22 protein-coding genes are annotated in these 21,952 nt (G+C 63.3%); 16 read left to right on the forward strand and 6 right to left on the reverse strand.

Annotation, left to right across the window (positions count from 1 at the left end; all coding sequences use genetic code 11):
• Nucleotides 1-11 precede the first annotated feature (11 nt).
• Nucleotides 12-887 carry a helix-turn-helix transcriptional regulator gene (locus GNP00_RS07550; RefSeq protein WP_011581763.1) on the forward strand — a complete coding sequence of 292 codons (876 nt, stop codon included), beginning with the start codon at nt 12-14 and terminating at the stop codon, nt 885-887.
• A 31-nt stretch (nt 888-918) separates the two neighbouring features.
• Here the strand turns inward: GNP00_RS07550 and GNP00_RS07555 are convergent, their stop codons facing one another.
• Complete coding sequence (locus tag GNP00_RS07555; RefSeq protein ID WP_011581764.1) at nt 919-1,125, reverse strand: DUF6494 family protein; 207 nt, start codon at nt 1,123-1,125, stop codon at nt 919-921.
• 78 nt (nt 1,126-1,203) lie between these two features.
• On the opposite strand from GNP00_RS07555, the gene GNP00_RS07560 reads away from it, so the two are divergent.
• A complete protein-coding gene (locus GNP00_RS07560) occupies nt 1,204-2,505 on the forward strand; it encodes a c-type cytochrome (RefSeq protein ID WP_011581765.1) in 1,302 nt (433 codons plus the stop codon).
• A gap of 2 nt (nt 2,506-2,507) precedes the next feature.
• Here GNP00_RS07560 and GNP00_RS07565 read toward each other — a convergent pair whose 3' ends face one another.
• Entirely contained in the window at nt 2,508-4,550 is a 2,043-nt protein-coding gene (locus tag GNP00_RS07565; protein WP_166015822.1) for a 4Fe-4S binding protein, read from the reverse strand.
• A 101-nt stretch (nt 4,551-4,651) separates the two neighbouring features.
• Between GNP00_RS07565 and GNP00_RS07570 the strand changes: the two genes are divergently transcribed.
• The 10 genes from GNP00_RS07570 (at nt 4,652) to GNP00_RS07615 (ending at nt 13,936) form a co-directional block, all read left to right on the forward strand.
• Nucleotides 4,652-5,398: a biotin/lipoate--protein ligase family protein gene (locus tag GNP00_RS07570; protein ID WP_011581767.1), complete on the forward strand. Its 747-nt coding sequence runs from the start codon at nt 4,652-4,654 to the stop codon at nt 5,396-5,398.
• Nucleotides 5,389-5,931 carry a DUF6505 family protein gene (locus GNP00_RS07575; RefSeq protein WP_011581768.1) on the forward strand — a complete coding sequence of 181 codons (543 nt, stop codon included), beginning with the start codon at nt 5,389-5,391 and terminating at the stop codon, nt 5,929-5,931. Before GNP00_RS07570 ends, GNP00_RS07575 begins: the two co-directional genes overlap by 10 nt.
• Nucleotides 5,928-6,938 carry a DUF6352 family protein gene (locus GNP00_RS07580; RefSeq protein ID WP_011581769.1) on the forward strand — a complete coding sequence of 337 codons (1,011 nt, stop codon included), beginning with the start codon at nt 5,928-5,930 and terminating at the stop codon, nt 6,936-6,938. Before GNP00_RS07575 ends, GNP00_RS07580 begins: the two co-directional genes overlap by 4 nt.
• 11 nt (nt 6,939-6,949) lie before the next feature.
• Nucleotides 6,950-7,462, forward strand: a complete 513-nt coding sequence (locus GNP00_RS07585) for a DUF3305 domain-containing protein (protein ID WP_011581770.1) — start codon at nt 6,950-6,952, stop codon at nt 7,460-7,462.
• A complete protein-coding gene (locus GNP00_RS07590) occupies nt 7,459-8,169 on the forward strand; it encodes a DUF3306 domain-containing protein (protein WP_011581771.1) in 711 nt (236 codons plus the stop codon). The genes GNP00_RS07585 and GNP00_RS07590 overlap by 4 nt, the downstream gene beginning before the upstream one ends.
• A 123-nt stretch (nt 8,170-8,292) precedes the next feature.
• Nucleotides 8,293-8,961 carry a TorD/DmsD family molecular chaperone gene (locus GNP00_RS07595; protein ID WP_011581772.1) on the forward strand — a complete coding sequence of 223 codons (669 nt, stop codon included), beginning with the start codon at nt 8,293-8,295 and terminating at the stop codon, nt 8,959-8,961.
• A gap of 48 nt (nt 8,962-9,009) precedes the next feature.
• The gene (locus tag GNP00_RS07600; RefSeq protein ID WP_011581773.1) at nt 9,010-9,219 is read left to right on the forward strand and encodes a twin-arginine translocation signal domain-containing protein; all 210 of its coding nucleotides are present in this window, start codon (nt 9,010-9,012) and stop codon (nt 9,217-9,219) included.
• 7 nt (nt 9,220-9,226) lie between these two features.
• Nucleotides 9,227-12,148, forward strand: a complete 2,922-nt coding sequence (locus GNP00_RS07605; protein ID WP_011581774.1) for a molybdopterin-dependent oxidoreductase — start codon at nt 9,227-9,229, stop codon at nt 12,146-12,148.
• 17 nt (nt 12,149-12,165) lie between these two features.
• Nucleotides 12,166-12,762: a formate dehydrogenase FDH3 subunit beta gene (gene fdh3B / locus GNP00_RS07610; protein ID WP_011581775.1), complete on the forward strand. Its 597-nt coding sequence runs from the start codon at nt 12,166-12,168 to the stop codon at nt 12,760-12,762.
• Between the two features lie 154 nt (nt 12,763-12,916).
• Nucleotides 12,917-13,936, forward strand: a complete 1,020-nt coding sequence (locus GNP00_RS07615; RefSeq protein ID WP_011581776.1) for a formate dehydrogenase subunit gamma — start codon at nt 12,917-12,919, stop codon at nt 13,934-13,936.
• Between the two features lie 73 nt (nt 13,937-14,009).
• Here GNP00_RS07615 and GNP00_RS07620 read toward each other — a convergent pair whose 3' ends face one another.
• From GNP00_RS07620 to GNP00_RS07630, 3 genes are all read right to left on the reverse strand, one after another.
• On the reverse strand, nt 14,010-14,219 hold the full coding sequence (locus GNP00_RS07620; RefSeq protein ID WP_041544761.1) for a hypothetical protein: 210 nt from the start codon (nt 14,217-14,219) through the stop codon (nt 14,010-14,012).
• 63 nt (nt 14,220-14,282) lie between these two features.
• A complete protein-coding gene (locus GNP00_RS07625) occupies nt 14,283-15,035 on the reverse strand; it encodes a hypothetical protein (RefSeq protein ID WP_011581777.1) in 753 nt (250 codons plus the stop codon).
• 302 nt (nt 15,036-15,337) lie between these two features.
• Complete coding sequence (locus tag GNP00_RS07630) at nt 15,338-15,703, reverse strand: VOC family protein (protein ID WP_011581778.1); 366 nt, start codon at nt 15,701-15,703, stop codon at nt 15,338-15,340.
• A 107-nt stretch (nt 15,704-15,810) separates the two neighbouring features.
• Between GNP00_RS07630 and GNP00_RS07635 the strand changes: the two genes are divergently transcribed.
• Complete coding sequence (locus GNP00_RS07635) at nt 15,811-16,368, forward strand: TetR/AcrR family transcriptional regulator (RefSeq protein ID WP_011581779.1); 558 nt, start codon at nt 15,811-15,813, stop codon at nt 16,366-16,368.
• A gap of 61 nt (nt 16,369-16,429) precedes the next feature.
• On the opposite strand, the gene GNP00_RS07640 is transcribed toward GNP00_RS07635, so the two are convergent.
• Nucleotides 16,430-16,876, reverse strand: coding sequence for a MarR family winged helix-turn-helix transcriptional regulator (locus GNP00_RS07640; protein WP_011581780.1), 447 nt, complete (start codon nt 16,874-16,876; stop codon nt 16,430-16,432).
• Between the two features lie 55 nt (nt 16,877-16,931).
• On the opposite strand from GNP00_RS07640, the gene hmgA reads away from it, so the two are divergent.
• The 3 genes from hmgA (at nt 16,932) to GNP00_RS23125 (ending at nt 21,910) form a co-directional block, all read left to right on the forward strand.
• Entirely contained in the window at nt 16,932-18,290 is a 1,359-nt protein-coding gene (gene hmgA / locus GNP00_RS07645) for a homogentisate 1,2-dioxygenase (RefSeq protein WP_166015824.1), read from the forward strand.
• A 94-nt stretch (nt 18,291-18,384) separates the two neighbouring features.
• Entirely contained in the window at nt 18,385-20,031 is a 1,647-nt protein-coding gene (locus GNP00_RS23570) for a helix-turn-helix transcriptional regulator (RefSeq protein ID WP_049764940.1), read from the forward strand.
• Nucleotides 20,032-20,164: 133 nt separating this feature from the next.
• On the forward strand, nt 20,165-21,910 hold the full coding sequence (locus tag GNP00_RS23125) for an alpha/beta fold hydrolase (RefSeq protein WP_011581783.1): 1,746 nt from the start codon (nt 20,165-20,167) through the stop codon (nt 21,908-21,910).
• Nucleotides 21,911-21,952: the final 42 nt, after the last annotated feature.

The following is a 21,952-nucleotide window of genomic DNA, read 5'->3' on the forward strand; positions in this document are numbered from 1 at the left end:
ATAAATGCAGGATGGATCTGCTGACCACCGCCGAAGCGGCCGACTATCTGCGATTGGGAGAACGCAAGCTTTACGAGCTGATCGCGGAAGGGCGCATCCCATGCAGCAAGGTAACCGGTAAATGGCTTTTCCCGCGCCATGAGCTCGACCGTTGGGTGATATCCGGACTGGCGCGCCCGGCGGGAGTGATCCCGCCCGAGCCACCGCCAATCGTCGGCGGCAGTCACGACGACCTGCTCGAATGGAGCCTGCGCCAGTCAGGCTCCGGGCTGGCCTCCCTCACGGAAGGCACGGAAGGAGGCGTTTCGCGGCTGCTGCGCGGTGAAGTCGTTGCCGCCGCAATCCACTACCACAGTGATTCCGCCGATGCGAATATCGCCGCGGTGGCCGAAATGCCGCGGCTCTACGATGCCGTGCTGGTCGGCTTTGCCCGACGCGAGCAGGGCCTGCTGCTGCCGCCCGGCAATCCGAAATCGCTTCAGACCCTCGCCGATTTGCTGGCTGGCGGCGCAAAAGTGGCGGTCCGGCAGCGCGGCGCCGGGGCGAATATGCTGCTGACCCTGCTGCTGGCCGGTGCCGGCGCGAAGCAAACGGACCTGAACCGGCTGGAGCCGCCCTGCCTGACAGGGTCAGACCTGGCGGCCGCTGTCCGGAGCGGGCGCGCGGATTGCGGCATAGCAACACGCTCGGCCGCGCGCGCCGCCGGCCTGGATTTCGTGCCGCTGGCCTGGGAGAGCTTTGACCTTGTGATGCGGCAGCGGGCCTATTTTGGGCCGTCGATCCAAAGGTTCCTGCGGTTCCTCAGCGAAGAAAGCTTCACCGGACGTGCCGCCGAGCTTGCCGGCTACGACGTCAGCCCGGCGGGGCAGATCCGGTTCTTCAAGTAGAAGGCGGCCCCGCAATCAGGACCGCGCGCGCTCAACCGAGATCGATCTCGCCTTCCACGACATGGTGGAGGCCGGCCGCTTCGGACGTGATGACAGCTCTTACGGTCAGGCGACCCTGACCTTTCAGCCCCTTCTGCTCCACCGCCTTCTCGATAGCCTGCTGTGAGGTCACGCCGACCTGCTTGAGGAATTTGCGCATGGAGACGTTGAAGGGATCGGTTTCCATATTCTGGGTCATAGGATTGCCTCGAACGATTTGAAAGGTAACCTGTTCGGCAAGCACACGGCATGTGCAATACTGCCAACGGAGCACGGAATGATCTGGTGCGCAATGAGGACAACGCTTGCGATACGCGTAATGGCGCTCATTCTCCTCATCGGCGTGCCCGCGCATGGTGCGGAGCTGCGTGGCCATGGCGGGCCGGTGCGGTCGATTGCCGTAACCCCCGATGGTGAAGCGGCGATCACCGGCAGCTTCGACACAAAGGCAATCGTCTGGTCGCTTGAGACTGGCGAAGCGCGTGAAGTGTTGCTGTTCCACGAAGGCCAGGTCAATGCCGTCGCCGTACTGCCAGATGGCCGCTTCGCCAGCGCCGGCGCGGATGGCCGAATTGCTATCTGGGAGAGCGGTCAAAGCGCGCCCGCTTCCGTCCTGGAGGGCCATACGGCGCCGGTCGCGGCGCTCGCCATCTCACCGGATGGCTCTGCGCTCGCCTCCGCTTCCTGGGACGCCAGCGTGCGCCTCTGGCCCCTTGCCGGCGGTGAACCGAAGATCCTCAAGGGGCATCTTGGCAATGTGAACGCGGTCGCCTTCCTCTCGGATGGCACGCTGGTCAGCGCGGGTTATGACGCCGCCGTCATGCTGTGGCCGCGCCAAGGCGAGGATGTTCCCATCCGGGTTGCCGTGCCGACTCCGCTCAGCACGCTTGCGGCAACCGCGGACGACCGCCTGTTCGCTGGAGGCGCGGATGGAAAGCTGTATGAGCTCGATCGCAGCGGCGATATCTTGGCGGAGGTCCGGGTTTCATCGAAACCGATAGTGGCCCTCGCCGCTTCAGCGAATGGAAGATATCTCGCGGCCGCCGGGGTCGACGATGCCATCGTGCTTCTCGACGCAAACGGCCTGAAATCCGTCCGCAGCCTCAGCGGGGCCGGAACGCCCGTATGGTCACTCGCCTTTTCATCCAGCGGCAAGAGGCTTCTGGCCGGTGGCGCAGACCATCTGGTGCGGGAGTGGGATGTCGAGACGGGGGAGCAGCTCGGGCCCGCAACAGAGGCCTCCGCCGATCCGATGGCTGAATATGCCGGCAATCCAGATGCGCAGGTTTTCCGTGCCTGCGTTGCCTGCCACACGCTGGACCCTGACGACGGGAACCGTGCAGGCCCGACCTTGCACGGCATCTTCGGCCGCCGCATAGCGTCGGTGCCGGGCTATCACTACTCGCCTGCCTTCCGGGGAATGGACATTATCTGGACGCCGGAGACCGTATCGAGGCTGTTTGAGATCGGCCCCAGCGAATTCACGCCGGGCACCAAAATGCCCGAGCAGACAATCAGCGATCCAGAGGATCGGGCGGCGCTGATCCGCTTCCTGCAGGCTGAGACCCGCGACGACTGAGCTCACACGGTCTTGTTTTTGTCAGGGGTATCGCGCGCCTGGAGATAATCTTCCGTCGTTCGCGGCGCCGGGCGGGGTGAAGCCTGGTAGGGATCGAACCCTTCATTCATCACGGCGTCGACGCGGCAATTGTCGCACATCCGGACCAAATCCAGCCGCTTTGCATTCTCCCCCGCGAACATCCAGTGCTTTCCTTCGAGCTTGGCGACGATCCGCTCGATCGTGCTGCGGGTGCCGAACGCCTTGCCGCAAGCGATACAATTATAGGGTTCCTCTTCCTTCACAGCGCGGCGCGGGGCGTTCCATGCCTGGAAATCCACCTGGGGCACCAAGGTGATGACCTGTTCCGGACAGGTTGCTGCACACAGGCCACATTGGACGCAGGCGCTCTCGGAAAAATACAACGCGGGCCGGTCTTCGCTGTCAGAAAGCGCGCCGGTCGGACAGGCCGACACGCATGACAGGCACAGCGTGCAGCCCTCGACATCGACCTCGATCCCGCCGAACGGCGCAGCCGCCGGCATGGCGACGCAATCGACCGGCGCAGGTGCTGCACGATGCAGCTCGACCATCGTGCTTCGCAGCAGGCTGCGTTTCGTGCCCAGCGGCAGAAAACTCGCGGGCTTGCGCGTTGTCGCGCCCGGCTTCACCCCGTCGAGCGCCGATCTGAGAATATCCGGATCGTCCGCCTCGATCACCCCGCAGACATCCGCTCCATAGCCAAGCGACTGGCCAAGAAGGTTTGCGATCGAGACGTTCCTCTCCACTCCGGTGAGTTCATGCTTCGGCTTTGCCGAGCAGAGAGCCCGGACCGCCACGGCGCCCCAGGCAACAGGCGCAGTCCACGCCTCCACGCCCAACTGCGTTATCTCGTTCACCGCCACGGGCAGAACATTCGCCGGCAGCCCCGGCCCGAAGCGCGCGAGGGCATCGATGAGCGGCTCGCCATGCGCAGCATCGTGGAACAGCACGATCGGCTCGCTGCCGCCTGCCTCCCGATAGGTCACAAGAACGGTGCGCAACCGCTGCAGCAGCGTCTCGGCATCCGGGATGGCATAGGCGGCAGCGCCGGTCGGGCAGACCGCCGCGCAGTTGCCGCAGCCGGCACAGATTTCCGCGTCGATAGCGACATGGTTGCCTGCGGGCGTAATCGCACCCGTCGGGCACAAGTCTAGGCAGCGCGTGCACCCGGTGATGCGCGAGCGCGAATGGGCACAGAGATCGGCGTGGAAATCGACATAGCGCGGTTTCTCGAACTCGCCCACGAGACCGGTGGCCTTGGCGATCGCGATGGCGACCCCAGCACGGTCGGCAGGGTCGGCCCTCAAATAGCCCTCGCGCAGATCATGGGCCGGAAAGAGCGGCACGCCGCCGGAAAGGTCGAGGATGATGTCCGCCTTCGAAACCGCGCCGTCGCGCGAAAGCCCGAAGCGCAGGCGATCGCGCGATGAAGGCGCCGGTACCGCGAAGTCGTCGACCGTCAGCTCGAAGGCGCCGAGATGGCCGCGCGCATTGCGGATCGTTCCCTGCACGACCGGGAAATTCCATACGCGGCTTGGCGCTACGTCTTCCGGGCGCGTCAGCAGAACGGTCACGTCGAGTTCATCGTCGAGCTGCCGGCCGGCCTCGATTGCCACTTCGTCGCGGCCATAGACCAGCACCACGCCCTTGCTCGCAAGCGTTACGAGTGCGGGCGGTGCAACAGGTACCGCCGCCATTGCGACCAGCGCTGCCGCCTTCGCACCGGCGGACGAGGCTTCGCGCGACCAACCCGCCGTTTCGCGGATATTCGCGAACACCAGATCGCCAGCAAAGGCGGCGTCCTCCGCGACTTCGCGGAAAAGCGGCGCCTGCTGCGTACAGGCTATCGTGACGGCTTCACCCGCACTCAATGCGCTGCGAACGCGATCAAGCTCGGCGCCGCAGAACTGGTCACCCGATTGGATAGAAACGTTTTTGCATCCACGAGCCACGCTTTCGCCATAGCTCGGCATGCTCCGTTCACAGGAACAGACGAAAACCGTACGTGATCGGCCCAAGGTCATTCTGCCTCCCGCGGCGCTGCAACGCCCGTTTCGGTAGCGCCATGGCTTTAGACGCATTATAAAGGCAAAACGGTCGCCGTCATCAGAAATGGACCGGCATCATGTCCCTTAGCGCTTCGGTCACCGCCCGCGCCCTCGATCTGCCCCCGCTCTACAGCCTCGTTGCTTTGCGGGAGGCGGGCGACGCATTCGCACATGCCCGCGCGATCGCCGCCGAAAAAGGAGCCGGGACACTGGTCTGGGTGGGGCGTTACGATCTGGCGGAATTTGCCGTCGTGCTTGAACCGGACGAGGCATTGGTGAAGGCGCGCCTTGCCCTTTATGCCTGCATGAACGCACTGGCCGATGCGCTTGCATCGCTTGCGCCGCCAGGGCGGCCGATCACCTTCGATTGGCCGGACGCGATCCACATCGACGGCGTTCTCGTCGGCGGGGGACGCCTCGGCTGGCCCGAAGGAACGCGCGAGGACGAGACGCCGGACTGGCTGGTTTTCTCGGCCATGATCCGCACCGCGGTTGCCCGAGAGGACGAGTCTGGCCGGAAGCCGATGGCCGGCGCGCTCGAAGAGCTTGGCTTCGACGCGATCGATACAGGCGAGATCATCGCCAGCTTCTCCCGCCATTTGATGACCGCGTTCTACGAACGGAGCGAAATCGGCTTCACGCCGCTCGCCAGACGATGGCTGGAACGCTTTGCGTCAAAGGATCAGAATGTCCAGATCGCCGACAATGGCGACCTGCTGGTTTCGGAAAAGGCGCAGCGAGGGCTCACCGGAAGAAGAAGCTTGGCCGAAGCCCTCGCCTCTCCATCATGGCTCGACCCTGTGACTGGAATGCCATGGCTCTGAAACTGCCTCGCACCATCCGCCTCGATCCTTCGGACACTTTCGTCTATTCCCGTGCCGCGGAACCCGGCGAATGGGCCGTCACGGGCACCTTCCTTTTTTTCGGCGCCGATGTCGAGAACCTCTCGGGCAAGCAACGGCAGGCGTTCCGGGCCGGCTTTCTCGGCATCGAGAGCTTTGGATGGTCCACCCTGGTGGTGGTGACGGAAGCGACGTTGGAGGAGCGCGCCGCCGCAGTTGAGCGCTTGGCAGAGCAACTCGTGACGCACTGCGGTGCGCCGGACATCGGGACCGCCCGCCCGGCTGCGAAAGAGGAGGTCGCCTTCGCACAATCGCTTTGCGACCACCCGCCGAACACCCTGCTTGCCCTGCACCGCGTCGTCGAGGATGGCGGGATAAGGGAGGCGTTCCGAACCCTTCACCGCAAGGTAAGCCGGCTGGAGCCCGCCACCGCATTTCGTTTCGTCGAAGTCGAGGAAGAGGATCAGCCGGCGGAAGATATCGACATCCTGAGCCTGGGCGGGAGGCGCAAGTGAAGGACTTCTGGATCTCGTCGGGTCATCATCTGCTCGATCGAGACGAGGCAGGCCGGCTGAGGGTGACGGACGCCTTTATCAAGGCTTATCTCGCACGGCCCGAGCTTCTCCCCCCCGATTCCGCCTGCGAAGCGGAATTGCGCCTGCATCACGACCTCCTGATGCATCATCCGCGCCGGCCGGTCGGGAAGGAGGAGATCGCCGCCATTGAAGATCCGGATGCGCGGGAAAACTGGGAATTCATGATCGCCTTCCGCGACCGTTTGCTGGCGGCGCCATCTCTCGAAGCCGTTTATCTGGAGCTGGCGCGCGGCGCGGCGGCAGGAATACCGCCTCTCTTCATGAATCAGCTTGCGCAGGTGGTGCTGCGCAATGCGCTCGACGGCGAGCGCGATCCTTTCGTCCTGCGCGCGGCCGAGCTGTTCTACCGTACGCAGCGGGTGACCTTTCATGAAGGAGCGCTACTGCTGGCCGATACGGAAACCGTGGAGGTGCATGAGCAGAACCGCCACGCCTCCCCTCTCCTGAACACGCTCGGCGGGCCAGCCGTCACCGAGCTCGAAATCCTCGAGCAGGAGAATGCCGACGGCTATTTCGAAAGGAGCGATGCCTTCGACCTGGTGCTGAATCTTGGTAGCGCCGACAGCCCCGCGCGGAAGGGGCTCGCCGCCGCAATGGAGGCGTGGATACGCCATCTGCTCGCCATCGAGGTGAGGATAGAGCCGGTCGAGCGGATCGAGGACGACGACTGGGCCTGGTTCGTTGGCCTTGATGCGGAGGCCACGCGCATCGGCAATGCATTGTGGACGGACAGAGAGCTTGATCCCGAGGCGACAGAGCGCATAATAGCATTGTTCCGGCTCAGCTTTTCCGACATCGGCGTGGTCAGGCCAGATGTTGGCGCGCGGCCGGTCTGGCTGATCCTTGCCATGACGCCCGATCGGACAATCCGCATGAAGCCGCAGAACCTCATTGCCGGCCTGCCGCTTGGCGCAGCCGCGAGCTAGGATACGTGACCATGGTACGGGAAACGGCCGAAGTCGGTGTTATCGTGGAGCGGCGGGCACAGAAAAGCCCCTGGGTGGACCATGCCTGGGTCCCGGTTGCCGTGCTCGCGGGCGCGCCGGCGGCGGCGCCTTGGACGGTTCTCGACCAGACGGCCAGTCTGACCCGGTATTATGCGGGAACGATAGAGATCGAATTCTTCGGAACGGACACCACGATGTATCGCGAGAATCTTCGTTCTCAGCGGCCGAGCCTGTGGGTGTCGCTCCGGCATATCGATGCGTCTCCCGGAGTTTCGCTGCACCTGGTCACCGCCGATCCATCGGATGCCGAGGCCCTGACCGAAACCGGCACCGACATTATCGAAGCCGTTCCGATGCCCGTTGAGATACAGCAGCGGCTCGCGGCCTTCGTCGAAACCCACCACGTCGAGCGCCCCTTCATCAAACGTAAGCGCGACCGCGCCAGCCCGGAGGCATTGGCGAGGCGCGAGCCGAATTACCCGCGCAGGGGTGACGTGGAATGAGCAGCGGAAACGACAATCTCATTTCCCGCTGGTCGCGCCGAAAACTTGCCGCCCGGTCGGCCGAAGCTCCCGCTGCGGATGAGAAGGAGCATGCGCCAGGCGAGGCGGCTGCGGTTATCGAAGCGAGCGGTCCCGCGCTGCAACCCGAAGTCCCGGAGGAAACGACGGCCGAAGGGGAAGCCGCTGAGACCCCGGAACCTCTCCCCCGCATTGAAGACCTGACTGCCGAAAGTGACCTTACCGCCTTCCTGAGAAAGGGCATTCCCATGGCGCTGAAAAGCGCTGCGATGCGCAAGATGTGGTCGCTCAATCCGGCAATCCGCGATTATGTCGGTCCTGCGGAATATGCATGGGATTTCAACCAGCCGGGCTCGATGGGGGGGTTTGGACCGCTCGAAGCAAAGGAAACCGTGGTCAGCTTCCTGTCGAAAACAGTGCGCGAGCTGGAAGGCGGCACTGATGAACCGGCCGCTGTTCCGGCAGAACCGCAGGCGGCGGATAGCGAGCAACGCGCGGACGCTACATCGGAAGGCGGACCCGATATGGACTTGGCACAGTCCCCCCAGTACGAAGAGCCTATTCAGTCTGAGCCGAGGGACCAACCGCCTTCAGACGCGCCGCAGCAAATAGCGGAGGTTCGGCCAACAACCGAGCCAGCAACCCCGTCCCGGCCCGGGCCGCGCCACGGAAGTGCGCTGCCGCGCTGAGACGGCGCATACCGGCAACTTGAACGGTGATGGGCCGGTGTAAGCTCCCGGTATATGCTATTGCAATTCCTTAGGGTCGGACTACTATGAACGAACCCAATCTTGGGCAGTCGAGGTCAGCCAATGAACCCAGACTTGCCGCTGGACCAGGCACGTGGAACGTCAGGCGGAGTGGAGGCTCCGGCCATGGGCGCGGGGGTTGACGCTGACGATTTAGACCACGCCCGTTCGCAGGAATACGCGCTCCTCGCCTCGCTGTTGCTCGCCCCGCCAGACGCAGACTTTCTTGCTCGGCTTTCATGCCTTCAGCATGGCGACGCCACACCGCTCGGCCGCGCTCACGCCGATCTTGGTCGGGCGGCGGCTTCCGCTTCCGCGGATGCGGTAGGGCGCGAGTATTTCGACCTCTTCATCGGTATCGGGCGCGGAGAGCTTCTGCCCTATGCATCCTATTACCTGACCGGCTTCCTCAACGAGCGGCCGCTCGCCCGCCTGCGTGGAGACATGATGCGCCTCGGCCTCGAACGCGCCGACGGCCATTGCGACCCGGAGGACCATCTCGGCACTCTCTGCGAGATCATGAGCGGCTTCGCCGGCAATCACTTCGTGGTGCCGGCAAACGACGAACAGGATTTCTTCGCCCGGCATATCGCGCCCTGGGCCGGGCGCTTCTTCGCCGATCTGGAAAACGCGAAAGCAGCGAAGTTTTACCGCGCGGTCGGCACGATCGGGCGGCTTTTCATCGAGATCGAAAGCGAAGCCTTCGCCATGGAGATGCGGCGAAGTACCTAGAACGAGATAGCGACCGGGTGGAGGCCCGAGAACCTAGGGAGGATGAAGATGCAGGACAAGCGATCGAGGGAACTCAGCCGACGCAACTTCCTCCGCGCGTTCGGCGGCGTTTCCACCACCGCAGTGGCGGCTGCCACGCTCGCCCCAGGCGAGGCGCATGCCTATGACCCCGGCGAGGAGGAGACGCGGGCACGCTATCGCGAGACGGATCACATCAAGGCCTTCTACCGCGTGAACAGCTATCCCGAGAAGAAGTGAGGGCGCCATGCTGACGAAGCGCAAAGGCGGACAAACCAACCGCACAGGCCTGCAGGCTATGATGGGGAGCGCGGCGTCTGCTCCCATGGACCGCCGGACATTCCTCCGCCGCTCCGGCCTCGTCGCCGGCGGCGTGGCCGCGCTCGGCACGTTCCAGCTCGGCACCGTCAGGAAGGCCGCCGCGATCGCCCCGCCGCAGCCGGGCGTGCCGATCGAATTGAAGAAGAGCATCTGCACGCACTGCGCGGTCGGCTGCACGGTCACGGCCGAAGTCCAGAACGGCGTGTGGACCGGTCAGGAGCCGTCCTGGGACAGCCCCATCAATCGCGGCTCACACTGCGCCAAGGGCGCCAGCGTGCGCGAGCTGGTGCACAGCGACCGCCGCCTGAAATACCCGATGCGGCTTTCCGGCGGGCAGTGGGAGCGCGTCTCCTGGGAAGAGGCCATCAACGGGATCGGCGACAAGCTGCTGGAGATCCGGGAGGCGTCCGGGCCGGAATCCGTCTATTGGATGGGGTCGGCCAAGTTCTCCAACGAGGGAACCTATCTCTTCCGCAAGCTCGCGGCCCTGTGGGGAACCAACAACCAGGACCATCAGGCCCGCATCTGTCATTCGACGACGGTTGCTGGCGTAGCCAATACCTGGGGCTACGGCGCGATGACCAATTCGTTCAACGACATCCGCAACTCCAAAACCATGATGATCATGGGCGGGAATCCGGCGGAGGCGCACCCGATCGCTATGCAGCACCTGCTGGAAGGCAAGGAGCTCAACAACGCGAATTTGATCGTGGTAGACCCGCGCTTCACCCGCACCGCCGCGCATGCGACCGAATATGTGCGGTTCCGGTCCGGCACCGATATCGCCCTCATTTGGGGGATGCTCTGGCACATCTTCGAGAATGGCTGGGAGGATAAGGAATTCATCGCGCAGCGCGTCTACGGGATGGATGAGATCCGCAAGGAAGTCGCTAAATACACGCCCGACGAGGTGGAACTGATCACGGGCGTTCCCGAGGAGCAGGTGAAGCGCGTGGCCGAGATGTTCGCCACCCAGCGCCCCTCGACCATGATCTGGTGCATGGGCCAGACGCACCATACGGTCGGCACCGCCAATACCCGGGCGAGCTGCATCCTGTGCCTGGCCACCGGCAATGTCGGCAAGCCCGGCACCGGCGCCAACATCTTCCGCGGCCACGACAACGTTCAGGGCGCGACCGATATCGGGCTCGATGTGGTCACACTGCCCTTCTACTACGGGCTGACCGAGGGCGCCTGGAAACACTGGGCGCGGGTCTGGGAAATCCCCTATGAGGATCTGGTCGGGCAATTCTCCTCCAAGGAACTGATGGAGACGCCCGGCATTCCACTGACGCGGTGGTTCGACTCGGTTTCGCTCCCAAAGGAGGACGTTCAGCAGCCCGACGTCATGCGGGCGATGTTCGTCCAGGGCCATGCCAGCAACAGCATTGCCCGTATACCCGAGTCCATGAAGGGCTTGGCCGGCCTTGAACTGCTTGTCATTGCCGATCCACATCCGACCACATGGGCCTCGCTCGCGGTGCAGGCGGGGCGACAGGACAACACTTATCTCCTGCCGGTTTGCACGCAGTTCGAGACGTCGGGCTCGCGGGTCGCGTCCAATCGCGCCATCCAGTGGGGCGAGCAGATCGTCAAACCGAGCTTCGAGCAGAAGGACGATTATCAGGTCCTTTATCTTCTGTCGCAGAAGCTTGGATTGTCGGACTGGATGTTCAAGAACATCGCCGTCGAAGGCGACCGCCCTGTTCCGGAGGACGTGCTGCGCGAGATGAACCGCGGGAGTTGGTCCACCGGCTACTGCGGCCAGTCCCCGGAACGTCTCAAGGCGCATATGCGCAACCAGCACAAGTTCGACCTGGTGACGATGCGCGCACCAAAGGAGGATCCCGAGGTCGGCGGCGACTACTACGGCCTGCCTTGGCCGTGCTGGGGAAAGCCGGAACTCCGCCATCCGGGAACCGCCAATCTTTACAGCACCGGCTTGCACGTGATGGACGGCGGAAGCCCATTCCGCGCCCGCTTCGGCGTGGAACGGAACGGAGAGACCCTTCTTGCGGAAGGCTCCTACACCGAAGGCTCCGAACTGACCGACGGCTATCCGGAGTTCACCATGGCCGTGCTGCAGAAGCTCGGCTGGGACCAGGATCTGACGCCCGAGGAACGTTCGATCATCGAGCAAATCGGCGCCGACATGGGCGACGTCGGCAAGGTATCCTGGTCGACCGACCTGTCCGGCGGGATTCAGCGAGTGGCGCTCAGCCATGGCTGCCATCCCTACGGCAATGGCAAGGCACGTGCGGTTGCCTGGAACCTGCCCGACCCGGTGCCGATCCATCGCGAGCCGATCTACACGCCAAAGGTCGATCTGGTGGCGAAGTACCCGACATATCCTGACGCCAAGCAGTTCCGCCTGCCCAATATCGGCTTCAGCGTGCAGAAGGCGGCGGTGGACAATGGCATCGCCAACTCCTTCCCCATCATCCTGACCAGCGGCCGCCTTGTCGAGTACGAGGGCGGCGGCGAGGAGACCCGGTCGAACCGGTGGCTGGCCGAGCTGCAGCAGGAGATGTTCGTCGAAATCAATCCGGCCGATGCGGCCGAGCGCGGCATCAGCGACGGCGCGTGGGTGTGGGTGAACGGCGCGGAAAACAACGCCAAGGCGCGTGTGAGGGCGCTTGTGACCGAACGCGTCGGCAAGGGCGTGGCATTCATGCCCTTCCACTTCGGCGGCTGGTTTCAGGGCCAGGATCTGCGGGCGAACTACCCGCAAGGCACTGATCCCTATGTGCTCGGCGAAAGCGCCAACACCATCACGACCTACGGCTACGATCCGGTGACCGGCATGCAGGAGCCCAAGGTCACGCTTTGCCAGATCGCGGCGGCGTAACAGGGAGGAACGAAAAAATGGCCAGGATGAAGTTCCTTTGCGATGCCGACCGCTGCATCGAGTGCAACGCATGCGTCACCGCCTGCAAGAACGAGCATGACGTGCCCTGGGGCATCAACCGGCGGCGCGTCGTCACGATCAACGACGGCAAGCCGGGCGAGCGCTCGGTTTCGATGGCCTGCATGCACTGCACGGACGCTCCCTGCGCAGCGGTGTGTCCGGTCGACTGCTTCTACACGACAGCCGATGCGGTGGTGCTGCACTCAAAGGATCTATGTATCGGCTGCGGCTATTGCTTCTACGCCTGCCCTTTCGGCGCTCCGCAATATCCGCGCGTCGGCAATTTCGGCACGCGCGGCAAGATGGACAAATGCACCTTCTGTGCGGCCGGCCCGGAAGAGGACTCAACCGAGATCGAATATGCGAAATACGGCGCCAACCGCCTGGCGGAAGGCAAGCTGCCGCTCTGTGCCGAAATGTGCTCGACCAAATCGCTGCTCGCCGGCGACGGCGAAATCATCGCCGCCATCTACAAGGAGCGGGTCACACAGCGCGGCTACGGCTCGGGGGCATGGGGATGGCAGACCGCGTACAGGGAGACGGTGGAAGTCTAGGCATTTTGCAGGCAAGCGGAATTGCTTGCCGTCGCACAAATGCGGCCAAAAAAACAGCCAGAGCGAAGGCGCGAACATGGAGGAGCGCATTCGCTCCAGCACTGAAGGCGGTGGGCTGATCCCGCCGGTGCAGCAGCTCAGGAGGACGGAGGAAATGCGCATCTGGAGGCTTGGTCAACTGATTGCGCCGGTTGTCGCAGCATTCATTCTTGCTGTCGGTCTGGTTGTCGTTCCGGCGGGAGCACAGGAGGGGTCGTCGGGAAGCAATCCGACCGCCCAGGCGGTGAACGAGCAGCAACTCCTGAACGAGCTGCAGAAGATCGAGGGGCGCGTCAGCCTACCCAACACGGCGGCCGGTTTGCTCCAGCAGCCGCAAGGGCGTGATTATCGTGCTTTCCACGAGGGCGCACTGCCCTGGATCGGTGGCATCGTCATCATCGGTATGCTTCTGTTGCTGGCGCTGTTCTACTTCGTCAGGGGCCGCATCCGCACGCTGGCCGGTGAATCGGGCGTCAAGATCCTGCGCTTCAATGCAATCGAACGGCTCGCCCATTGGACCACGGCTACGGCCTTCATCATCCTTGCCATCACCGGCCTGAACTTCATCTTCGGCAAGCGCCTGCTTATGCCTTTGATCGGGCCGGAAGCGTTCTCCACATGGTCCATCTGGGCGAAATACGCGCACGATTTCGTTGCCTGGGCTTTCATGCTCGGCGTGCTGGTTATGCTGGTCGCCTGGGTGTGGGACAACCTCCCGGACCGCTATGACGTGAATTGGCTGAAGGTCGGCGGCGGATTTTTCGACCGGTCGAACAGGACGCACCCGCCAGCGAGACGCTTCAACACCGGCCAGAAACTCATCTTCTGGGCCGTCGTGTTGGGGGGCATTGCGCTGTCGGTGTCCGGCATCTTCATGCTGTTTCCGTTCGCTTTCACCGACATCAATGGAATGCAGACGGCCCAATATGTCCATGCGACCGTGGGCGTCATCCTGATCGGGGTGATCATCGCACACATTTATATCGGCACGCTCGGCATGGAAGGCGCCTACGAGGCCATGGGCTCGGGCACCGTCGACCTGAACTGGGCCAAGGAGCACCACAGCGCCTGGGTGGAGGAGCAGCAGGCAAAGTCAGGCGCGCTGCCGCGCGCTGCTGCGGAACCAGCCGAGTAACGGAACCATACCTGCAGCAAAACGCCCGGACGAAGGTCCGGGCGTTTTCTTTCGCCTCTGTGCCATCCTGCGGTCAGGAGGCGGTCTCGCCGTCAGCGGCGGCGACGGTGCCGCCCGGCTCGCCGGTCCAGTTCGGCCCGACCAGATTGTGGCCCGGATCGCCCACGCGCGTGCTGTCACTGCTGAAGACCTGCCAGGATGGTTCCTGTCGCGCCTGTAGAGCATATCCGGCGCCGACCGCGATGACAGCGGCAAGGACAATTCCCATCAAGATCATGCGCATCGTGGCCTACTCCCTCCTGTTGCCTTCGCAGCGGACCGCCGCCACGTTCCCCGGCCTTCGTCTCTATTGCTGCGGCGCTGGCTCCTGCCCGCCGGCTGCCGGATCGGTAACGCCGGTCGGCTGCGCCCCAGCGCCCGAATTCTGCTGATATTGCAGATCGAGCGCAGTCAGTGCAATCAGCGGCGGCGGCATGTCGACCCCCGCAACTCTCAAGTCGCGCGCCGCTTTCTGGCACTGCGCCACATCGTTAGCATCGGCGAGTTGCTGAGCCGCTTCGACCGTCATCACCGACTCCTTCGGCGTGCTGGCTACATCGGCTGGGGGCGTCGGCGCTGCTCTCGTATCCTTCTGCGGCGCGTTTGCCACTGAACCGGAGGCCGCCTGATCATCGCCTTCCTCTGGCGCATCGGTTGCTACGCCCTCCTGCCCGGTGACCGCTTGCGCCGAATTCGAGCCGGACTCCGGCTTCGCCGAGGCGCCTTCACCGGCAGCGGTCGTACCGGCCAAGGCCTGCGATCCCTGCTGGTTTGAACCTGACGGCTGAGCGGGCGCCGCCTGCTGTGCCGGCGCCGCCTGCTGAGCAGGGGCTGCGGCCGGTTTTGCTGCACCGGCCTGTTCAGCCGGCTCTGGCGGAGGCGCCTCCATGAAGGCGAGGAGTTCCTGACAGAGATTGGCCGGGCCGCCCTCCTGCGAAGCGGCAGTATTGCCGCCTGGCGCTTCTACAGCGGGAGCGGTCTGCTGGGGCGACGTGGTGGATTGTGCCAGGCATGTCGAAGCCGAGAGCGCGAATACTCCCGCAAGGACTATTTTTCTCATCGCTAGCTCCTCCCATATCTTCCGACGGTCGCCGCCGAAATTCCATGGCATGTCGCGCAGGACCGGCGCACGACCTGAGTTAGAATGAAATGACTATTGTCGAACTTACGTTCCATTGCCGACAAAAGCTAGGGTCAGGACTCATTTGCCGAGCCAGGAAAATACTGTCGCACGATGCATTCGCGTTAAAGGAGTGGGCGCAGCGGCCATAGCGGGTTGAGAAGCGCCTTTAATCCTCGAGCTTCACGAACATGTTCTCTACCCGGTGGCGCTGCTGCGGCGCGGGATTTTGTGGACCGTGGTCATGATCTGGCAGGCTCGAAGAGCTCGACCAGGTTGCCCGAAGGGTCCTCCAAGAGGATCTGCCGGCCGCCTATTCCGCTGGCTATTTCTCCGCGAAACCGCGCGCCGGCGTCGCGTAGTCTGCTGATCAGCCAATCCAGATCGTCAACTTCGATTTGGAATCGGTTCCAGCCGCCTGGCTCGGGCGTTCCTCCCGCCTTGCCGGCGCTGCCCACCCCCGGCGCGTTGAGATAGAGGCGCAAGTCCCCAAGAGACAGGGCCGCAAACCCGGGGCTTGGATGCATCTCCACTTTGAATCCAAGCCGCTCACGATAGAAGTCAACGCAGATTGCAACGTCAGAGACAATGTAGCGAACGGATGCCATCTGTTCCTCCAGCGGTTTGCGCGATAGCGCTTTTATCGTACGGTATCGTTTCATAAAATATTATGAAACGCAAGCGTTCTATAAATTGAAGGTCTCAGGAGCCTGACATGGACAAGCGTATCGAACGCACCAAGCGCGAGGTTCGCAGCGCGGCCATCGCGCTGCTCGGCCGGCGTGGCTATGCGGCATTCAACATGGAAGCAGTGGCCGGGGAGGCAGGGGTGTCGAAGAGCACGCTTTACCGGCATTGGCCGACAAAGCTGTCGCTCATCGCAGATGCACTCGAGACGCTGAACATCCAACCGCAGCTAGGACCCGTTGATGGCGATGTCAGGCAGCGGGTGACGGTGTTACTATGCCACCTCGCCGAGGCGCTCTCCACCTCTCCTTTTGCCGCTTGCATCCCCGGGCTCATCGAGGCCGCCAAACACCATCCCGAAGTCGCGGACTTCCTGCATGGATACAGTGCGCGCCGGCGCGAGACGCTGGTTGCGCTACTGCGCGATGCGATCGCAGCGGGGGAACTGCCCGCGAATTTTGATGCCGAAACAGTCGCCTTTGCATTCAGCGGAGCGATCTTCTATCGCCGCCTCATGACGCCACAGCCCTATTCGACAGAAGATATACCGGCCCTTGTGGCGGCGATTCTTGGATCAGACGTTTGAGAGCCAGGCGAAGTCGCTTGGCCATGACACGCCTAGCGATGACCGGCAGCTTGGGCTTGCATTACCTGCTTGAGCGGATTTTCAGGACCTCCTCCAGCCGGTCGAGCGCCTTAAAGAGGGACGAAGCCTCGGGCCCGAACGCTTCCAGAATAGCCGCTTCGAAGGCGACTGCGCGCGGTATGATTTCCCCATAAGCCGTTCGGCCAAGAGCAGTCAGTGACAGGATTTCCTCGCGACGGTCGTCAACGCTCCGGCGGCGCTTGAGCCAGCGCCGCTCCTCCAAGGCGCTTACAGCACGGCTGACCTTGGTCTTGTGCATGGAGGAGTGACGACCGATCGCCTTCGCGCCCATTTCTTCAAATTGACCCAGCGTCGCCAGCACGCGCCATTCCGGGACCGTCAGGTCATGATGCGGGCCATAAACAGCCCTGAATTCCTGCGAGACCACTGCCGCGATCCGGTTGAGACGGTAGGGCAGGAACTGTTCGAGATGAAGCTTGGCCATCATGTTGATAGTTACAAAAACGACAGTTACATTTGCAACAAAGTTAGGAGAACCCATCATGAATGTCGAGAACCTATCTTTGCAGACTCAAAAAACCGACCGGCCGGAGAGCGCTATCCAGCCAGGCTACATGTCAGGTTTCGGCAATGGTTTTGAGACCGAAGCCCTCCCCGGCGCGCTTCCCATCGGCCGCAACTCGCCGCAGAAGTGCTCATACGGCCTTTATGCGGAACAGCTCAGCGGATCGCCCTTCACCGCGCCGCGGACCACCAACGAGCGCTCCTGGCTCTACCGCATAAGGCCGACCGTGACGCATTGGGGCCAGTTCCAGAAGGCCGATATCGGGCTTTGGCGAACAGCGCCAGCGCAGGAGGTCGAGGTGCCGATCGCCCCGATGCGCTGGGACCCGATCCCGCTTCCCAGCGAAAAGGTATCATTCATAGATGGCGTGCGAACAATCACCACCGCCGGCGACGCGGGAACGCAGGCCGGCATGGGCGCGCATGTCTATCTCATCACCCGCTCGATGGTGGACGAATACTTCTACAATGCCGACGGCGAAATGCTGTTTGTGCCCCAAGAGGGCAGCCTGCGCATTTGCACCGAGTTCGGCATCATCGACATCGAGCCCGGTGAAATCGCGGTGATCCCCCGCGGCGTGAAGATCCGGGTGGAACTCACCGGCGGCCCCGCACGCGGCTATCTCTGCGAGAACTACGGCGGCGCCTTCACCCTGCCCGAGCGCGGCCCCATCGGCGCCAACTGCCTGGCCAACCCGCGCGATTTTCTGACACCCGTCGCAGCATACGAGGACAGGGACACGCCTTCCAGGATGTATGTGAAATGGGGCGGCTCTCTCTGGACAGCCGAGATGGACCACTCGCCCCTCGATGTCGTCGCGTGGCATGGCAATTATGCGCCCTACAAATACGACCTGCGGCGCTACTCGCCGGTGGGACCGATCCTGTACGACCATGCCGATCCGTCGATCTTCACCGTGCTCACCTCGCCCTCGGAAACACCCGGCACCGCCAATGTCGATTTCGTGATCTTCCCCGACCGTTGGCTTGTGACGGAAAACACCTTCCGGCCGCCGTGGTACCACATGAACGTGATGAGCGAATTCATGGGGCTGATCTACGGCGTCTATGACGCGAAGACCGGCGGCGGCTTCGTTCCTGGCGGCATATCCCTCCACAACACCATGCTGCCGCACGGACCCGACGTGGACGCCTTCGAAAAGGCAAGCAACGTCGAGTTGAAGCCACATAAGCTGGAGGGCACGCTGGCATTCATGTTCGAGACGCGGTTCCCGCAGAAGGTGACGGCCTTTGCCGCCCAAACAGAAGCGTTCCAAAAGGTCTATGGAGCTTACGGCCATAAGCTCAAGAAGCACTTCAATCCGAACGAGCGATAGGCTTCGAATAGCCACTGCGGCCTAGAGCCCGCGGCTTCATCTTGTTAATGTTCTGCGTTCGCCGGAACAAACATGGATGGAAAGCTCGGATTCGATGCCGCGTGGCAACCTCTATGGCAAACCGGATCACATCGCTCTGGGTCACCAGGCCTATGAGCGAAAGGCCTGGTATGACGCTTACCGAAGGCTGTCGCGCGCGGGTGAGGCGGCGCCCCTCGACGTTGAAGACCTGGAGCGGCTGGCCGTGTCGGCTTACCTGGTCGGACGCGACGAGGATTACCTACGGGTTTTGGAGCGGGTCCATCACGCCCATCTCGACAGCGGCAATCTGATCCGTGCCGCGCGCGCAGCCTTCTGGGTGGGGCTGCGCCTGGCCCTGCGTGGCGAGGCCGGTCCGGCGAGCGGGTGGTTCGGCCGTGCCCATCGGCTGCTCGAACGCGAAGGCAAGTCCTGCGTCGAGGAAGGGTATCTCTTGCTGCCGCTCGCGGAGCAGCAACTCGGTGCCAAAGCCGCTGACACCGCCCTCGGCACGGCGACCCGCGCTGCCGAGATCGCGGAGAAATTTGGGGAAGCCGATCTAGGAGCCTGCGCCCGTCATATGCAGGGCCGGATACTTATCCAGCAGGGTGAGGTGGAAAAGGGGCTCGCTCTGCTGGACGAAGCGATGGTGGCGGTCACTGCCGGAGAACTGTCGCCGATTATGACGGGCCTGATCTATTGCAGCGTCATCGATGCCTGTCAGCAGATTTATGCCGTGGATCGTGCGCGCCAATGGACGAACGCCCTGGCGCAGTGGTGCGCGGAGCAGCCGCAGCTTGTGAGCTTTACCGGCAGCTGCCTGGTTCATCGTGCCGAGATCATGCAGATGAACGGTTTTTGGCCCCAGGCGATAGAGGAAGCTCGCCGCGCATGCGCCGTTACGCGGGGGTCGGAACTGCCGCCACCGGGAACTGCCTATTATCAGCAGGCGGAAATTCACCGCCTGCGCGGCGAATTCGCGGAGGCCGAGAAGGCGTTCCGGCAGGCCAGCAGTCGCGGCTGTGAGCCGCTGCCCGGCCTTGCTTTGCTGCGGCTTGCCCAAAAGCGAACCGAAGCTGCGGCTGCGGCAATCAAGCGGGCCCTTGGAGCGACGGAGGATCGGCTGCTGCGCGCCAAGTTTCTACCGGCCTGCGTGGAGATCATGCTTGCAAGCGGCGATATTGCCTCGGCCGGCGAGGCATGCCGGGAGTTGGAGGAAAGCGCCGATCGTTTCCGGACTGTTGTCCTGCAGGCGATGGCCGGCCATGCGGCCGGTGCCGTCGCCTTGTCTGCCGATGATCACCAAAACGCGTTGAAAGCCCTCAGGGCCGCATTTGAGCTTTGGCTCCAGGTCGAGGCGCCCTATCCTGCCGCGCGCACGCGGGAGCTCATGGCATTGGCGTGCCGCGGCATGGGCGACGAGGAGGGCGCGAGCCTGGAACTCGCTGCGGCCCGCGAAGCGTTCCAGGCGTTGGGCGCTGCGCCGGATATGGCCAGGATCGATCGCTTGGCGCTTCCGCGCAACACGCGCAAGGGACTGACCCGGCGCGAACTTGAGGTGCTGCGGTTGGTTACGGCTGGCAAGCCGAACAAGGTGATCGCGGCCGAGTTGTTTCTAAGTGAGAAGACGATCGACCGGCATCTTAGCAACATCTTCGACAAGCTTGGTGTCTCCTCGCGAACGGCCGCTGCCGCCTGGGCGTTCCGCCAAGGGCTCGTTTGAGCCAGGGTCGAGCATGCGTGGGTGAAATCACCCATAAAGCGCTTTGCGACAAATTGGGGAATCTTGCCGAAGCGGCGCGTAGACAACGGTCATAGGCTTTGCCGAGCCTCAACGCATGAGCTTGGAGGAAGCCATGACCATTACCGATACTGCAGCGGCCAAGCAGCCACCCAACACGCATGAACAAAAAGCGATGGCCGGCAGTGCCCGTGAGCTTCTGCTCTCCGGCTTGCCGGTCACGGAGCGTCGACTCCACCTAGCGGGCATTTCGACGGCCGTATTGGAAGGCGGAGACGGTCCGCCAATCATTCTCCTGCACGGTCCAGGCGAATATGCGGCCAAATGGCTGCGGATCTTGCCCGAGCTGGTCAAGACGCATCGCGTGATCGCGCCCGATCTGCCCGGGCACGGCGCGACTGAAGCGGTTGGCCCGATCGATCGCGATCGCGTGCTGGCCTGGCTTGACGAACTGATCACACGGACATGCAAAACGCCGCCCATTCTTGTCGGCCAGATCATTGGCGGCGCGATCGCCCTACGCTTTGCCGCCGCGCATGGGGAGCGGCTGCGTGGCTTGATCCTCTCTGACACGCTCGGCTTGGCAAGCTTTCAGCCTGCGCCTGAATTCGCCGAGGCCCTTGCCGCGTTCGTGACGGAGCCGAGTCCGGAAAATCATGACAGACTTTGGCAGCGGTGCGCGTTCGATCTCGACGCATTGCGTGATGGAATGGGCCGGAGCTGGGATTATCTGCGCACGTATAATCTGGACCGGGCGCAGCTTGCGGATTTGAAGCCGACCCAGCAAAGCCTCTTCGAGCAGTTCGCGCTGCCAGCGACTCCCCAGGAGGAGTTGGAGCGCGTACAGATTCCGACCTTCCTGATCTGGGGACGGCATGATCTAGCAACCCCGCTGCAGATCGCCGAGGCGGCAAGCACCCGCTTCGGCTGGCCGCTCCATGTCATCGACGGTGCCGCCGACGATCCTCCGATAGAACAGCCGGCCGCATTCATGAAGGTGCTCCGCACCGTGCTGGCGGAGCGAACCGTTATAGAATCCGCATCGATTGCGCGAGAGGCTTGGAACCGGATCGCGCCGGGATACGACCGGTACATCACGCCGTCTCATTTTTGGCTCGCCCAAGAGGGCCTTCGCCGCGCGGGGCTGCGCCCCGGCATGCGGTTCCTGGACGTGGCGGCAGGCAGTGGTGGCCTTTCAATTCCGGCAGCGCGCCTGGGGGCGGATGTCGTGGCGACGGATATTTCGCCCGCGATGATCGAGAAGCTGCGCGCCCGCGCTGCCGGCGAAGGCCTCGCGATTGAAGCCCGCGTCATGGACGGACACGCGCTCGAGCTGGCGGACGAAAGCTTCGATATGGCCGGTTCTCAGTTCGGTGTCATGCTGTTTCCCGACATGCCGAGGGGCATTCGGGAAATGGTTCGCGTGGTCAGGCCCGGCGGACGCGTTCTTCTCACCGCCTTCGGTGATCCGCGCAGGATCGATTTCCTCGCCTTCTTTATCGAAGCGATCAAGGCTGTCCGTCCCGCCTTTGCGGGACTTCCGGCGGACCCACCGCCCCTGCCCTTCCAGCTTCGCGACCCGGAACGGCTCCGCTTTGAGCTTGAGACCGCCGGGCTGCAGGATGTTCGGGTCGAGTCGACCACCGAGCGCCTTGAATTCACGGCGGGCGAGCAGTTGTGGCAATGGCTGACGCAGAGCAACCCCATTCCCGGTGCCGTTTTGGCCGGGCTTGAGCTGAGCGAGGAGGAAAGAGGGAAGATCCGGCAGGCGCTCGATCGTCTTGTCGCGGCCCGCGCAAAGGCTGACGGCACGGCGGTGCTCACCAGCCCCATCAACATTGGCATTGGGACCAAGCGTTAGGCTCCATTGACGGAGGTAGCAGTGGCTTGTCCCGCCGGCCGG

Source organism: Chelativorans multitrophicus (assembly GCF_011317445.1).
GTDB classification, from domain to species: domain Bacteria; phylum Pseudomonadota; class Alphaproteobacteria; order Rhizobiales; family Rhizobiaceae; genus Chelativorans; species Chelativorans multitrophicus.